A 13,427-nucleotide genomic window follows, 5' to 3' on the forward strand; every position below is an offset into this window, starting at 1 on the left:
GCGACGGCAAGCGTCAGCACGAGCGACACGACCAGCACCGCGATGGCGGTCTGCCGTCCGCCTTCCTTGTTCACGGCCACGTGCATGTCGAGCACGAGAAAGCGGATACCCGCGCAGAAGTGATGCAAATACGCCCACGACAGCACGAGCGTGATGATCTTGACGAGGGGGTGCGCGAGAAAGCCCTTGAACGCCTCGAAGCTGATCTCCGACGTCAGGCTCTGGTCGAGCAGATACAGCAGGAAGGGCAGCGCGATGAAGAGCAACAGACCGCTAATGCGATGCAGGATGGACACCTTGCCCGCCCACGGCAAGCGGTACTTCGCGATCTGTCCAAGCCCGATGTTCCGGTACTCGGGCCTTGGTTTTTTTACGGCTTCAGCCATGCTAGACCCCTTCTTTCTCTGAATCCCGATGAACGCAGACGCTGCCTTCACGCGTGGGTCGCGACTCGTCGCGTGCCTCTCTGCGGGCCGGCTGACGATGTTCGCGGGTGCGTAACGGGCGCGTAGCAGCCGCGCGGACTGCGCGACAGCGGTATTTTGTCGCGCGATTGTTATACTGTCCAATATCTATCTCCTCTATCTGAAATACGTTCGGCATATATCGCATGGAACTGCGTCACATCCGGTATTTCCTGGCCGTTGCAGAAGAGCGGAACGTCACGCGCGCAGCCGAACGGCTCGGCATCGGTCAGCCGCCGCTCAGCCAGCAGATTCACGCGCTCGAAGACGAAATCGGCGTGCGGCTTTTTCGCCGGACGGGGCACGGCGTCGTGCTCACGGAGGCTGGCGAAGCGTTTGCCACCGACGCGCGGCGCATTCTGGAAGACGCCCGCGCCGCCGTCGAGAACGCGCAAAGCGCGGGGCGCGGCGAGATGGGGCAACTGAATATCGGCTTTACGGGATCGGCCGCGTTCAATCCGGTCGTGTCGAAGCTGATCCGCGCGTATCGCCAGTCCTATCCGAACGTCGTGTTGACGCTTGCGGAAGGCAACACGGCGCAGTTGCTCGCGTGGCTCGATGCAGGCACCGTCGACGTCGCGTTCGTGCGACTCGGCAGTCAGTCGCCGGCGGGCGTCGAGTTCAATCACATCGCCATCGAGCCGATGCGCGCCGTGCTTCCCAGCACGCACCCGCTCGCCCAGAAGAAGAAGATCGCCCTGTCCGGGCTTGCCGACGACCCGTTCGTGATGCTCCCGCGCGTCGCCAGTCCGACGCTGCATGACGTGATCGTCGGCGCATGCAGGGAGGCCGGGTTCGAGCCGATTGCGGGCCAGCAGGCGCCGCAGCTTTCGTCCGTGGTGAATCTGGTGGCGGCCGGCTTCGGCGTGTCGCTCGTGCCCGCGTCCGTCTGCCAGATTCAGGTGGAAGGCGTCGCGTACCGCGAGGTGTCGGGCAAGGTCATTTCCATCCGGCTCGCGCTGGCTTCGCGGATAGAAGCGACGCGCGCCAAGACCGCGAATTTCATCGAGACGGCGCGCGCGTTCGCTTCTTCCGTCGATGCGCTCTAACCCTTCCCCCTGGCCGATGATGCTGCGTCGCAATGGCATGCGCATTGCGAGCGTCGAAGGCAGTCAAGGGCAGTCGAAGGGAGAACGCACATGACGAACGTATCCAGGACACTGGTCGCAGCCGCGATCGTGTCGCTTTCCAGCGCGGCCTTCGCCGCAGGCAGCGCCGGCCTCGGCGGCATGGGCGACGCGAAACATACCGGCGGCGTCAGCGCCGGCGAGTCGACGGGCGGCAACGGCGGAACCAGCGCCGCGGCCACCGGCGCGACAGGCGGCCCTGGCGGGACCACTGGCGGCGTGGGCGGGACGGGTAATAGCGGCGGAACGGGCGGCGGCCGAACCGCCGCGACGCCGGGCAGCGGCAACGGCGGCACGCCGACCGGACGCGAGTCGTCCACCGGGTCGATGAGAAACGGCGGCACGGGGCAGTAGCGAAGCAGCGCATCGCACGTAGCCGCGCGATGCGCCGCTTGCCACGATCAGTCGTAAAGCACGGCCGCGATCTTCGGATCGCTCATGTTGCTCTTGTCGTACCAGTAAAAGCCGGTATCGATCTTCTTCGGCAGCTTCTCGCCCTTGAGCGCCTTCACCGCCGAATCGACCACGCATCTGCCGATGCCGATCGGGTTCTGCGTGATCGCGCCGTACATCAGCCCCGAAGTGATGTCTTCCTTCTGCTCCTTGCCCGAGTCGTAGCCGATCAGCACGAGCTTCTTTCCCGACTCCTTGATGCCGATGGCCGCGCCTTCCGCCGAGCCTTCGTTCGCGCCGAAGATGCCCTTGATGTTCGGGTTGGCCTGAATCATCGCCTTCGCGATTTCAGCCGACTTCAGGTGATCGCCGCCGCCGTATTGCACCGACACGATCTTGATGTTCGGGTGCTTCGACTTCATCTCGTTGAGAAAGCCGTCGCGGCGGTCGATGCCCGTGCGGCTCGTCTGGTCGTGCACGATCACGCCCACTTCGCCGGAGTTGCCGATGGCGTCGGCCATCTTGTCGGCAGCGAGCGCGGCGGCGGCGAGGTTATCGGTCGTGCAGGTCGTGAGCGGAATGTCGCTATCGACGCCCGAGTCGAATGCGATGACTGGAATCTTGTTGTTCTGCGCGCGCCTGAGCAGCGGAACGGACGCCTTGCTGTCCAGCGCCGCGATGCCGATAGCCTGCGGCTTCTTCGAAAGCGCGGCTGACAACATGTCGATCTGCTTGTCGACCATCGCTTCCGTTTCGGGGCCTTCGAACGTCACCCTGACGTTATGCTCCTTCGCCGACTGTTCCGCGCCCGACTTCACCGCTTGCCAGAACTGGTGCTGAAATCCCTTGGAAATGAGCGGGATGTACGCTTCGTCCGCGTAGGCCGTGCTGGCCGCCGTAGCGATTGCGCCGAAACCGATCAGGACACCGATGATTCTTCTTTTGAACATGAAGGTTCTCCTCCTGGATAGACTGTCTCTCTTGATTTGCTGATACGTCTTCTTTGCGCGCCTGTTGCTCAACGCTTCCTGCGACGCAGAATATCCCCATACACCGCGAGAATGATGATGAGTCCGGTCACGACGATCTGCCATTCCTGCGCGACCGACATGATGCGCAGACCGTTGGTCAGCACGCTCATGATGAACGCGCCGATGATGGTTCCGAGGATCGTGCCCGAGCCGCCGCTCAACGACGTACCGCCGATCACGACGGCAGCGATGGCATCGAGCTCATAGCCTTGTCCGAGCGCAGGCTGCGCCGAGTTCAGACGCGAAGCGATCAGCAGGCCCGCGATGCCGCAAATCGCGCCGCCGAGCCCGTAGATGGCGATCTTCCAGCGATCCACGTTCACGCCCGACAGACGCACCGCTTCCTCGTTGCTGCCGAGCGCGAACGTATAACGGCCGAGCGCCGTGCGGTTCAACGCGATGGAACTCACGATCGCCACGACGAAGAGGATCAGCACGGCATTCGGAATCGGCACGCTCGGCAGAAAGTAGCCGATAAGCGAGTCCTGCGAGATCATGTAGAAGTTCTCGGTGTCGGTGAAGTAAATCGGCTTGTCCGACGACACCACGAGCGAAAGACCTTTGAGCAGCATCATCATGCCGAGCGTCGCGATGAAGGGCGGAATCTTCATCTTGGCCGTGAGCGTGCCGGAGATGGTGCCGCACACCGCGCCCGTCGCCAGGGCCGCGATGATGCCTACCCACATCGGCATGTGCCAGTAGGTGAGGAACACGCCGCAGATCACGGCGGTGAACGTCATCAGCGTGCCCACGGACAGGTCGATGCCGCCCGTCACGATCACGAATGTCGATGCGATGGCGAGCACGCCGTTCACGGCCGTCGCCTGCAGGATGCCGAGGATGTTATCCATCTGCATGAAGGCGGGCGACGCGAAGCTGAAGAACACAAGCAGCACGATCAGGCTTGCGAACGCAAGGAGCTTTTGCAGCGCGGTCGGCGAGAACACGCGTGAGCGCAAGCCGTTGGCGGGTTTGTCGCTGGCGAGCGCGGCGGTATCGGTAGGCTGTGTCATGTCTCAAGTCCTTGGCGGGTCATGCCGCTTGTAGAGTCGGGCGCTGCGTCGCAAGCTGCATGATGCGTTCTTGCGTCGCCTCGCCGGCGGAAAGTTCTCCCGTGATGCGCCCTTCGCACATCACGACGATTCGATCACTCATGCGCAGGACCTCGGGCAGCTCGGACGAGATCATGACGATTGCCTTGCCCTGTTCGGCGAGCGAGCGCAGCAAGCGATAGATCTCGCTCTTCGCGCCGACGTCGATGCCGCGCGTGGGCTCGTCGAAGAACAGCACGTCGCAGTCGCGTTCGAGCCACTTCGCAATGACGATCTTCTGCTGATTGCCGCCGGAAAGCAGGCGCACTGGCTGCGTCGCGGAAGGCGTGCGAATGCCGAGCAGCTTGATGAAATGCGTGGCCGTCCTGCGGATCTTCGAGCGGCGCAGAAACACGCGCGCTGAAAGGAACTTGCCGAGATTGGACATGACGATGTTCGATTCCACGTCCATGCCCGTCGCGAGGCCGAACCGCTTGCGGTCTTCGGACAGATAGCCGATGCCGCGCACCACCGCGTCGCTCGGCTTCTTGATGGTCGCCTTCGCGCCTTTCACGATGATCTCGCCGGACTCGACCGGGTCCGCGCCGAACACCGCGCGCGCCACTTCCGTGCGGCCCGCGCCCATGAGTCCCGCGAACCCGAGTATTTCGCCCTTGCGCAGCGTGAAGCTCACGTCTCGCACGAGCGGCCCGGCGTTAAGATGCTTCACTTCCAGCGCCACTTCGCCCTGATGCGCGCCGCCGAGAAACGAGGTCAGGTCGGTCAGCGTTCTGCCGACCATCATGCCGATAATGGTCTCGACGCTCGTATCCCGCGCGCTGACGGTGGCGACGTATTCGCCGTCGCGCAACACCGTGACGCGATCCGCAATCTGCTTGAGCTCGTCCATCTTGTGCGAGATGTAGACGATGCCGACCCCGCGTTCCTTCAACTGACGAATGATGCGGAACAGCTCGGCGATTTCCGCGTCGTTGAGCGCGGACGTAGGCTCGTCCATGATCAGCACGCGCGATTCGAACGACAACGCCTTCGCGATTTCCACCATCTGCTGGCTCGCGACGGTCAGCGTCTCGACCACCGCGCGCGGATCGAGCTTCACATGCATGCGCTCGAGAATCTCGCGGGCTTGCGCATTCAGCTTGTCTTCGTCGAGCAGCAGGCCCATCAGCTTGCGCGGCTCGCGTCCGATGAAGATGTTCTGCGCGACCGTCAGATGGTTCATCAGATGCAGTTCCTGATGAATGATGCCGATGCCGAGCGCCTGCGCCTCGCGCGGACTCGTGAATTCGACCGGCTTTCCATCGACGAGCATCTCGCCCGAATCGCGGTTGTAGACGCCCGCGAGAATCTTCATGAGCGTGGACTTGCCTGCGCCGTTTTCGCCCATGAGCGCGTGGACCTCGCCCGGCATGAGTTCGAACTGCACTTCATGCAGCGCGCGTACACCGGGAAAACGCTTGCTGAGATGGCTGACGGAAATGAGCGGAGTCATGGAGTCGTCGTGAATGAGCGTTCATAGTGCGACCGGGGAGCCGACATTCGCGTCATGGCTCGAAGAGGTCCGGTCTGTCCTTCGCCGAGCGGTGCAATTCGGCGACGACCTGGTCCAGATGGTCGTGCATCGCTTTGGCGGCGGCATCGGCCTTGCCTTTCTTGAGCGCATCGAAGATGCGCTCGTGCTCGTCGAGCGTGTGCACGAGGCGCTCGGGGCTCGCGAGCAACTGCCGCGCGCGGTCGAGCGCATTGCGCGACACCGCGACGATCTCTTTTACGCGCGGCAGCGCAATGGCATCGAGCAAAATCTCGTGGAACGCCAGATCGAGTGCATGAAACGCTAGGCGCGCGCCGTTCGCCATGGCTTCGCGTTGTTGCGCAAGGTTGCTCTCGAGCGCCTCGAGTATGGCGGCGTCATGCATCGCAGCAACGCCGCGCACGGTTTCCACTTCGAGCGCGCTGCGAATGAACAGATGCTGACGAATATCGCGCAACGCGATGGGCTTCACGCGCGTGCCGCGCTGCGGCAAGACTTCGACGAGGCCCGCGTGTTCCAGTCTCGCCAGCGCGGCCGATACGGGAAAACGCGAGACGCCCATGCGCTCGCAAACCGCTATCTTGTCGATCATCATTCCCGGTTCGAGCGCCAGCGTGACGATGGCTTCCCGCAATGCCTCTTCCACCGCCCCGGTCAGACTGCCGCGCTGGCCGGCGGCAATCTTGTGCAGCGCATCATACGGACTACTCACGATGACCGCATCGGATGAAGGGCTCACGGCGGGCTTGATTTCCGTTGAAGATGCTAGCATGCTAGAAAGCAGATTCGACGTTGTCAACGCGTGCAAACGCCTAAGAACGCGCAAAGCTGCCTGCATCGCCTTGCTGCGTCGAAGCTCATCAGTGTTTTCCCGCAGACCGTAGTCAATCGCACATTGCCCCGGAGGCAAACCCATGACAACGATCACCAAGCTGTCCGTTCGGGACATCCGCTTCCCCACTTCGCGTTCGCTCGACGGTTCAGATGCAATGAACGCCGCGCCCGACTATTCCGCCACGTACGTCACGCTCGAAACCGATTCGTCGGCCGGAATCAGCGGACACGGACTCACGTTCACCATCGGACGCGGCAACGAAATCTGCGTGGCCGCCGTCGAGGCGCTGAGTCATCTCGTCGTCGGCAAGAAGCTCGAAGACATCGCGGCAAACATGGGCGCGTTCTGGCGCGAGATCACGTCGGACAGTCAGTTGCGCTGGATCGGTCCGGACAAGGGCGCGATTCACCTCGCGACGGCGGCCGTCGTGAATGCGGTGTGGGACCTGTGGGCGAAGGCCGAAGGCAAGCCGGTGTGGAAGCTGCTCGTCGACATGACGCCCGAAGAACTCGTGCGCTGCCTCGACTTCCGTTATGTGACCGATGCGATCACGCCTCACGAAGCCATTGCGCTGCTGCGCCGCCACGCGAGCACGCGCGGCGAGCGAGAGAAGGAGATGCTCGCGCACGGCTACCCCGCCTATACGACATCGGCGGGATGGCTCGGCTATGACGACGAGAAGATCCGCCGCCTGGCTCGCGAAGGCGTCGCCCAAGGGTGGACGCATTTCAAGCAGAAAGTGGGCGGCAATCTGGAAGAAGACGTGCGGCGCGCCCGCATTCTGCGCGAAGAAATCGGCGCCGACGCGAAGCTGATGATGGACGCGAATCAGGTATGGGAAGTCGATGAAGCCGTCGCGAACATGCGGCGTCTCGCCGAGTTCGACCCGTGGTGGATCGAGGAACCGACGAGCCCCGACGACATACTCGGGCACGCGGCCATTCGGCGCCGGCTCGGTTCCATCGGCGTGGCGACGGGCGAGCATTGCCAGAACCGCGTCATGTTCAAACAGTTGCTGCAAGCGGAGGCGATCGACTTCTGTCAGATCGACAGTTGCCGTCTCGGTGGTCTCAACGAAGTGATCGTCGTGCTGTTGATGGCGGCGAAGTTCGGCGTGCCGGTGTGTCCGCATGCAGGCGGCGTCGGTCTGTGCGAGTACGTGCAGCATATTTCGCTGTTCGACTACATCTGCGTGTCGGCGTCGCTCGAGAATCGCGTGCTCGAATATGTGGATCACCTGCACGAGCATTTCATCGATCCGGTGGTGATTCGCAATGGCCGTTATATGCCGCCGCAGCGGCCGGGTTACAGCATCGAAATGCACGCGCCATCGCTGGACAAGCATCACTTTCCGGACGGGGAAGCGTGGCGCGTGAAGTGACCGGCGCTGGAACGAAATCTGCGCGTTCGGGTGATTCGTTTAACGAGGAACTATCACCATGAACGCTTCCACACAGTCTTCTCGCTTCGCTTCGAAAGTCGTCATCGTGACAGGCGCGGGCTCGGGCATCGGAGAAGGCGCTGCGCGCCGGTTCGCGGCCGAGGGCGCATCCGTGGTGCTCGCCGGCCGCACGCGGGACAAGCTCGAACGCGTGGCGCGCGATCTCGATGCCTCGCGCACGCTCGTCCACGCGTGCGATGTCTCGCGCTTCGAAGACGCGCAGCAGTTGATCGACGCCACCATTGCCCGCTTCGGGCGCATCGACGTGCTCGTGAACAATGCGGGCGTTGCGCCGACGGGCCGCATCGACGAGGCATCGCTCGATGACTGGCGCGCGATCATGTCGACTGATCTCGACGGCGTCTTCTATTGCAGCCGCGCCGCCATTCGCCATCTGATCCAGGCGAAAGGCTCGATCGTGAACGTGTCGTCGGTGTCCGGCCTCGGCGGCGACTGGGGCATGAGCTTCTATAACGCGGCCAAGGGCGCGGTGACGAACTTCACGCGCGCGCTCGCGATGGATCACGGCCGTGACGGCGTGCGCGTGAACGCGGTCTGCCCGAGCCTCACCGCCTCGGAACTGACCGAAGACATGCTCGGCGACGAACAACTCATGGCGAAGTTCCGCGAGCGCATTCCGCTCGGCCGCGCCGCGCAACCGGATGACATCGCCGCCGTCATCGCGTTTCTCGCGAGCGACGATGCGCGCTTCGTTACGGGCGTGAATCTTCCCGTGGACGGCGGCTTGAGCGCATCCAACGGACAGCCGCCGCAGGCGTGATCCCCAATCCTCCACCGGGCATCGCTCACTCTTTTACGCGCGGAATGTCGATTGCGCTACTGTCACGCGCACGCATTCCGCGCCTGCATTTTCCGAAGGATTTCCCCGTTGATGGACGCTCGCTTCTTTCGTCTTGCGCGCCTGCATTCGTTCATGCCGCTTGCCGGCGTCACGCTGATGCTGGGCGTCGCCATGTCATTCACCGCGCCGTTTCTGTCGCTCTTCGGCGTGCAGGAGGCGGACATGACGCCGCTGCAACTCGGGCTTTTCATGACGCTCATCGCGGCAAGCGGCGTGCTCGCCAGCGCCTTCGCGGGCAAGTGGTCGGATAAGCACGGTCATCATCGCGTGTTGCTGATGGGCGCGCTGGCCGCGTCGGCGCTCGGCTTTGTGCTGTTGTGCGTGCTGCGCAGCTATGCGTCGCTCGTGACCGTGGGCGTCGTGTTTCTCGGCGTCGGCAGCGCCGCCATGACGCTCGTGTTCTCCTTCGGCCGCGCCGCACTGCCGGTCACCGACGACGCCGAGCGTTCCTTCGCGCTCGCCACGCTGCGCACCGTGCTCTCGATGGCGTGGGTCTTCGGTCCGTCCGTCGGCGCGCTGGTGCTGGCCGCCGCAGGCTTTCACGGCCTCTTTCTGTTCGCGGCGGCATCGTTCGCGGCGTGTGGCGCGATTGCATGGCGCATCAAGGACAAGGAGAAGCCGATTGCGCCGCACGCCCACTATGCGGGCGATCCTGCGTCATTGCTCGAAGTCACGACGATGACCGAGCACGAGGAATCGCATGATCCGGCGAAGCAAGTGCCCGCCAGCCGCGCGCAGATCTGGCGTGCGACGATTGCATTGACGCTCATCGGCCTCGCGGCCAACGCGACGATGATCGTGCTGCCGCTCTATGTCGTGCAGGGACTTCGCGGCACGCAGATCGATGTATCGATCATGCTCGGGCTCGGCGCGTTCCTCGAAATCCCGATGATGCTCGCGCTCGGCGCGCGCGGCTCGAATCTCGACAAGCAACGCTGGCTCGCCGCATGCGCCGCCGTGCATATCGTCTATTTCGTGGCCGTCGCGTCCTCTCGCTCCATTCAGTTTCTCATTCCGATGCAGGCGTTCAACGCGTTCGTCGTTGCGGTGACGTCGTGCCTCGGCATGACCTACGTCCAAGATCTGATGCCGCGCAATCCCGGCGCGGCAACGGCGCTCTTCTTCAACGCATCGCGCGTCGGCTCCATTCTTTCGGGCGTGTTATCGGGCGCGCTCGTCGCAGCCATCGGCTATCGCGGCACGTTTCTCGTCTGCGGGTGCCTCGCGCTCGGCGCGCTCGTGCTGTTCGCCAATCCGCCGTTCAGGCTGATTGCGCGATACGTATGGGTCCGCGTGAATCAATGGCGGATGCCGGTACGCTGAGGGCGCAGGCTTCGGTTTGACGAGCCGTTCATTGCACGAGTCATACAAACGTCACTTCAGTCCCGCAATAATGCGAGTCCAATCACTTCGCATGCCGGATGAAGGAGACATCGATGCTTCAAGCTTCCGCTGTTGCGCGTAATCTGACATTGACGCTCGCGCTGTGCGCGGCATGTTCATCGGCGTGGGCGAGCGTCGATCTCATCGCCATCGGCCAGTTGAGCGGCAACAGCGTGGACCGCTCGCAGCAGACCGCCGCGCCGCTCGAAAACGGCGCGCCGGGCAATCTGCTCGGCGGACTGGGCTCGGGGCTCGCGTATGCGGGCTGCGATACGTTTCTCGCCGTGGCCGATCGCGGCCCGAACGCGATCGCGTATAACAAGGCGCTGGACGATACCGCTTCGTACATCAACCGCTTCCAGACCTTGAGTCTGAAGCTCGAAGCGTCCGGCAAGAGCGGCACGCTGCCCTACACGCTCACGCCCCGCCTGCTCGATACGACCTTGCTTCATACGCGCGACCCGCTCGCATACGGCGACAGCGCCGCCGCTGGCGTCGGCAACGGCGCACCCGCGCTGAATGCGACAAACCACACGCACTACTTCACCGGCCGCTCGGACAACTTCGCGCCGACGCAGTCCTCAACGTATCCGCTCGATGCGCGCTTCGATCCGGAAAGTATCCGCGTATCGCGCGATGGCGCGAGCGTCTTCATCTCGGACGAGTACGGCCCATACATTTATCGCTTCGATCGCCGCACCGGGGAGCGCACGGCGGTCGTGCGCGTGCCCGCATCGTTCGCGGTCACGACGCTTTCGCCCGTCGGCAGCGACGAGATCAGCAAGAACACATCGGGACGCGTCGCGAACAAGGGCATGGAGGGCCTTGCCATTTCTCCCGACGGCGAAACGCTTTTCGGCGCGATGCAAAGCCCGCTGCTGCAAGACGGCGGCACGAGCGGCGGCTACACGCGCATCCTGCGCATCGACTTGCGCACGGGCAAGACGACGCAGTTCGCCTATCCGCTCAGCAACATCGGCACGACCGCGAAGCCGAACTATCCGACGATCAGCGATATCGTCGCCATCAACGATCATGAGCTGCTGCTCGATGAACGCGACGGCAAAGGTCTGGGCGACGACTCGGCCGCGGTTTTCAAGCGCGTGTACAAGGTCGATCTCACGGACGCGCAGGATGTGAGCCAGGCGAGCGGTGCCGCAGGACTCGCGCCGTTCGCGCTGAAGAAGACGCTCTTTCTGGATGTGGTCGCGGCGCTGTCCGCGCATGGCTTCGCGGCCACCGACATTCCCGCGAAGCTGGAAAGCCTCGCGTTCGGCCCCGACGTGCGCGTGAATGGCGCGCTCAAGCACACGCTTCTCATCGCGAACGACAACGACTTCATCGGCACGGTGACGGATACGCATCACCCTGGCGGCATCGACAATCCGAACCGCTTCTTCGTCTTCGCGGTGGACGCATCCGATCTTCCGGCTTTCGAAGCGCAGCGCCTGCCGCATCGCGGCGAGGCGTTGTGCCGGATCGACCGCGAAGATCACGACGACCACCATCACGGCCACTGACCGCCCACGACACCAAGCCTCCCATGACGACACACGATTCGCACGATAGCGGGCGCGTTGCATCGCGCCGAGGTTTCCTGAAGCTCGCCGGCGCCTCGGGGCTCGCGACAGCCGCGAACGCCCTCAGCGGCGCGGCGAACGCGAAGGCGGCCTCGCCCGACGGCACGCCCGAGCAAATCCACCTCACATGGGGCGAAGATCCCGCGCATGAAGTGGTCGTGAGCTGGGCGTCGCTTGCGCCGGCCGTCAAGCCGCGCGTTCGCCTCACCACGCACGATGGTCACGCGCGGCTCATGCACGCCGTGCAGCGCACCTATACCGACGGTCTCAATGGTGAAATCGTCTGCACATATCACGCGCGGCTCGACGGTCTGCATCCGGACACGACGTATCGCTACGAAGTCACGGCCGACAACGACAGCAACGCGGGCCAGCCGTTCTGCGCGAGCTTTCGCACCGCGCCGCGCGGGCGTTGCACATTCCGCTTCACGAGTTACGGCGATCTCGCGACGCCCAACACGGGATGGGTGCTGTCATCGCCGCAAAGCCGCTTCGCCGTGCAGGCCGTCGAACGCTTTCAGCCGCTCTTTCATCTGCTGAACGGCGACCTCTGCTACGCCAATCTGAATCCGACGCATCAGCCGGACGTGTGGCGCGACTTCGGCAACAACGCGCAAGTGTCGGCCGCGAATCGCCCTTGGATGCCGTGTCCCGGTAACCATGAGATCGAGTTCAATAACGGTTTGCAGGGCTTCGATTCTTACCTCACGCGCTACACCCTGCCCGACAATGGCACGCGCTTCTGCGGCCGCTGGTATAGCTTTCGGGTGAGCTCCGTGCTTTTCATCTCGCTGGATGCGGACGATGTCGTGTATCAGGACGCCGCCGCGTTCGTCGCGGGACCCTCGCCGCTGGTGCCGGCGGCGAGCACCGGCCATCCTGCAATTGAACCGGGCACGTCGTTCTACGTGCGTGGCTATAGCGGCGGCGAACAGACGCGCTGGCTGGAGAAGACCTTGCGCGAGGCGAAGCACGATGACGACATCGACTGGATCGTCGTGCAGATGCATCAGGACGCGCTCAGTTCGTCGAAGACAGGCAACGGCTCCGACAAGGGCATTCGCGAAGCATGGCTGCCGCTTTTCGACCGATACGGCGTCGATCTCGTCTTGTGCGGCCACGATCACGACTATGAGCGCAGCCACCCCGTGCGCGGCTGCAACCATCACGCGGGCCGCGATGCCGTGACGGGCGAACGCGTCGACACGTTGCAGCCGCGCCCGGTCACCACGACACAGCGCGCCAACGATCCGATCGACACGACGCACGGCACCGTGCATCTGATACTCGGCGGCGGCGGCACGAGCGCGCCGCTCGACGTCTACGGCACCGATGCGGGCACGGGCAACCCGTTAGCGCAGGTCTTCACCAAGCCGAATCGCCCGGTGCCCGGCAAGACGGCGGGCACTTTCGTGCGCCCTGTCGCCGACGCGGTGGAGGACGCCATCTGGTCCGCGCAGCGCGATACGGGCACGGGCTACGGCATCGCCGTATTCGATCACGATCCGGGTGAACGCGGCGGAAAGACGTCGATCACGATGAACTACTACCACGCGCCGGGCGCGGACAAGACGCCCACCGCCGAGTACGAGCTCTTCGAAACCATCGTCCTTGAAAAGCAACGCCGCCGCTGAATATGAACGTCTCGTGACAATCCCCCGGCGGCTCCGGCGCAACGAGCAAGGCTCTTATCGCATTCTCGTTGCGGTACGAATCTTGCCTCGTAGA

At 63.6% G+C, this 13,427-nt stretch carries 12 protein-coding genes; 7 read left to right on the forward strand and 5 right to left on the reverse strand.

Features of this window, described 5'->3' with window-relative positions:
- Window positions 1-386 (reverse strand): succinate dehydrogenase, cytochrome b556 subunit (gene sdhC, locus NCR37_RS23405; protein WP_250475202.1); only part of this gene is annotated, 386 nt, incomplete at its 3' end.
- A gap of 224 nt (window positions 387-610) precedes the next feature.
- Here sdhC and NCR37_RS23410 point away from each other — a divergent pair.
- Together NCR37_RS23410 and NCR37_RS23415 are read left to right on the forward strand one after the other, a co-directional pair.
- Window positions 611-1,513, forward strand: coding sequence for a LysR family transcriptional regulator (locus NCR37_RS23410; RefSeq protein WP_250475203.1), 903 nt, complete (start codon window positions 611-613; stop codon window positions 1,511-1,513).
- A gap of 90 nt (window positions 1,514-1,603) precedes the next feature.
- Window positions 1,604-1,945, forward strand: a complete 342-nt coding sequence (locus NCR37_RS23415; RefSeq protein ID WP_250475204.1) for a hypothetical protein — start codon at window positions 1,604-1,606, stop codon at window positions 1,943-1,945.
- A 47-nt stretch (window positions 1,946-1,992) separates the two neighbouring features.
- Here NCR37_RS23415 and NCR37_RS23420 read toward each other — a convergent pair whose 3' ends face one another.
- The 4 genes from NCR37_RS23420 to NCR37_RS23435 form a co-directional block, all read right to left on the reverse strand.
- Window positions 1,993-2,934, reverse strand: a complete 942-nt coding sequence (locus NCR37_RS23420; protein ID WP_250475205.1) for an ABC transporter substrate-binding protein — start codon at window positions 2,932-2,934, stop codon at window positions 1,993-1,995.
- 68 nt (window positions 2,935-3,002) lie between these two features.
- Window positions 3,003-4,028 (reverse strand): ABC transporter permease, encoded by a 1,026-nt coding sequence (locus NCR37_RS23425; RefSeq protein WP_175943914.1) that lies wholly within the window; start codon window positions 4,026-4,028, stop codon window positions 3,003-3,005.
- A 19-nt stretch (window positions 4,029-4,047) separates the two neighbouring features.
- Window positions 4,048-5,559, reverse strand: a complete 1,512-nt coding sequence (locus NCR37_RS23430; protein WP_250475206.1) for a sugar ABC transporter ATP-binding protein — start codon at window positions 5,557-5,559, stop codon at window positions 4,048-4,050.
- A 52-nt stretch (window positions 5,560-5,611) separates the two neighbouring features.
- A complete protein-coding gene (locus tag NCR37_RS23435) occupies window positions 5,612-6,370 on the reverse strand; it encodes a GntR family transcriptional regulator (protein ID WP_250475207.1) in 759 nt (252 codons plus the stop codon).
- Between the two features lie 142 nt (window positions 6,371-6,512).
- Between NCR37_RS23435 and NCR37_RS23440 the strand changes: the two genes are divergently transcribed.
- The 5 genes from NCR37_RS23440 to NCR37_RS23460 all read left to right on the forward strand — a co-directional run bounded on the left by NCR37_RS23440 (window position 6,513) and on the right by NCR37_RS23460 (window position 13,333).
- The gene (locus NCR37_RS23440) at window positions 6,513-7,814 is read left to right on the forward strand and encodes an L-fuconate dehydratase (RefSeq protein WP_250475208.1); all 1,302 of its coding nucleotides are present in this window, start codon (window positions 6,513-6,515) and stop codon (window positions 7,812-7,814) included.
- A 58-nt stretch (window positions 7,815-7,872) separates the two neighbouring features.
- Window positions 7,873-8,655: a meso-2,3-butanediol dehydrogenase gene (gene budC, locus NCR37_RS23445; protein ID WP_250475209.1), complete on the forward strand. Its 783-nt coding sequence runs from the start codon at window positions 7,873-7,875 to the stop codon at window positions 8,653-8,655.
- Window positions 8,656-8,766: 111 nt separating this feature from the next.
- On the forward strand, window positions 8,767-10,059 hold the full coding sequence (locus NCR37_RS23450; RefSeq protein ID WP_250475210.1) for a sugar efflux transporter: 1,293 nt from the start codon (window positions 8,767-8,769) through the stop codon (window positions 10,057-10,059).
- Window positions 10,060-10,172: 113 nt separating this feature from the next.
- Window positions 10,173-11,639, forward strand: coding sequence for an esterase-like activity of phytase family protein (locus NCR37_RS23455; RefSeq protein WP_250475211.1), 1,467 nt, complete (start codon window positions 10,173-10,175; stop codon window positions 11,637-11,639).
- 23 nt (window positions 11,640-11,662) lie between these two features.
- The gene (locus tag NCR37_RS23460) at window positions 11,663-13,333 is read left to right on the forward strand and encodes a purple acid phosphatase family protein (protein WP_250475212.1); all 1,671 of its coding nucleotides are present in this window, start codon (window positions 11,663-11,665) and stop codon (window positions 13,331-13,333) included.
- Window positions 13,334-13,427: the final 94 nt, after the last annotated feature.

The sequence above is a fragment of the Caballeronia sp. GAFFF1 genome (assembly GCF_023630705.1).
GTDB lineage: Bacteria > Pseudomonadota > Gammaproteobacteria > Burkholderiales > Burkholderiaceae > Caballeronia.

What these genes read in the sequence shown, in the direction of transcription:
- NCR37_RS23415 (WP_250475204.1), top strand. Translation starts at nt 1,604, where the DNA reads ATGACGAACGTATCCAGGACACTGGTCGCAGCCGCGATCGTGTCGCTT.
- NCR37_RS23420 (WP_250475205.1), bottom strand. Translation starts at nt 2,934, where the DNA reads ATGTTCAAAAGAAGAATCATCGGTGTCCTGATCGGTTTCGGCGCAATC.
- NCR37_RS23450 (WP_250475210.1), top strand. Translation starts at nt 8,767, where the DNA reads ATGGACGCTCGCTTCTTTCGTCTTGCGCGCCTGCATTCGTTCATGCCG.
- NCR37_RS23455 (WP_250475211.1), top strand. Translation starts at nt 10,173, where the DNA reads ATGCTTCAAGCTTCCGCTGTTGCGCGTAATCTGACATTGACGCTCGCG.
- NCR37_RS23440 (WP_250475208.1), top strand. Translation starts at nt 6,513, where the DNA reads ATGACAACGATCACCAAGCTGTCCGTTCGGGACATCCGCTTCCCCACT.
- NCR37_RS23435 (WP_250475207.1), bottom strand. Translation starts at nt 6,370, where the DNA reads ATGCTAGCATCTTCAACGGAAATCAAGCCCGCCGTGAGCCCTTCATCC.
- NCR37_RS23410 (WP_250475203.1), top strand. Translation starts at nt 611, where the DNA reads ATGGAACTGCGTCACATCCGGTATTTCCTGGCCGTTGCAGAAGAGCGG.
- NCR37_RS23460 (WP_250475212.1), top strand. Translation starts at nt 11,663, where the DNA reads ATGACGACACACGATTCGCACGATAGCGGGCGCGTTGCATCGCGCCGA.
- NCR37_RS23430 (WP_250475206.1), bottom strand. Translation starts at nt 5,559, where the DNA reads ATGACTCCGCTCATTTCCGTCAGCCATCTCAGCAAGCGTTTTCCCGGT.
- budC (WP_250475209.1), top strand. Translation starts at nt 7,873, where the DNA reads ATGAACGCTTCCACACAGTCTTCTCGCTTCGCTTCGAAAGTCGTCATC.
- NCR37_RS23425 (WP_175943914.1), bottom strand. Translation starts at nt 4,028, where the DNA reads ATGACACAGCCTACCGATACCGCCGCGCTCGCCAGCGACAAACCCGCC.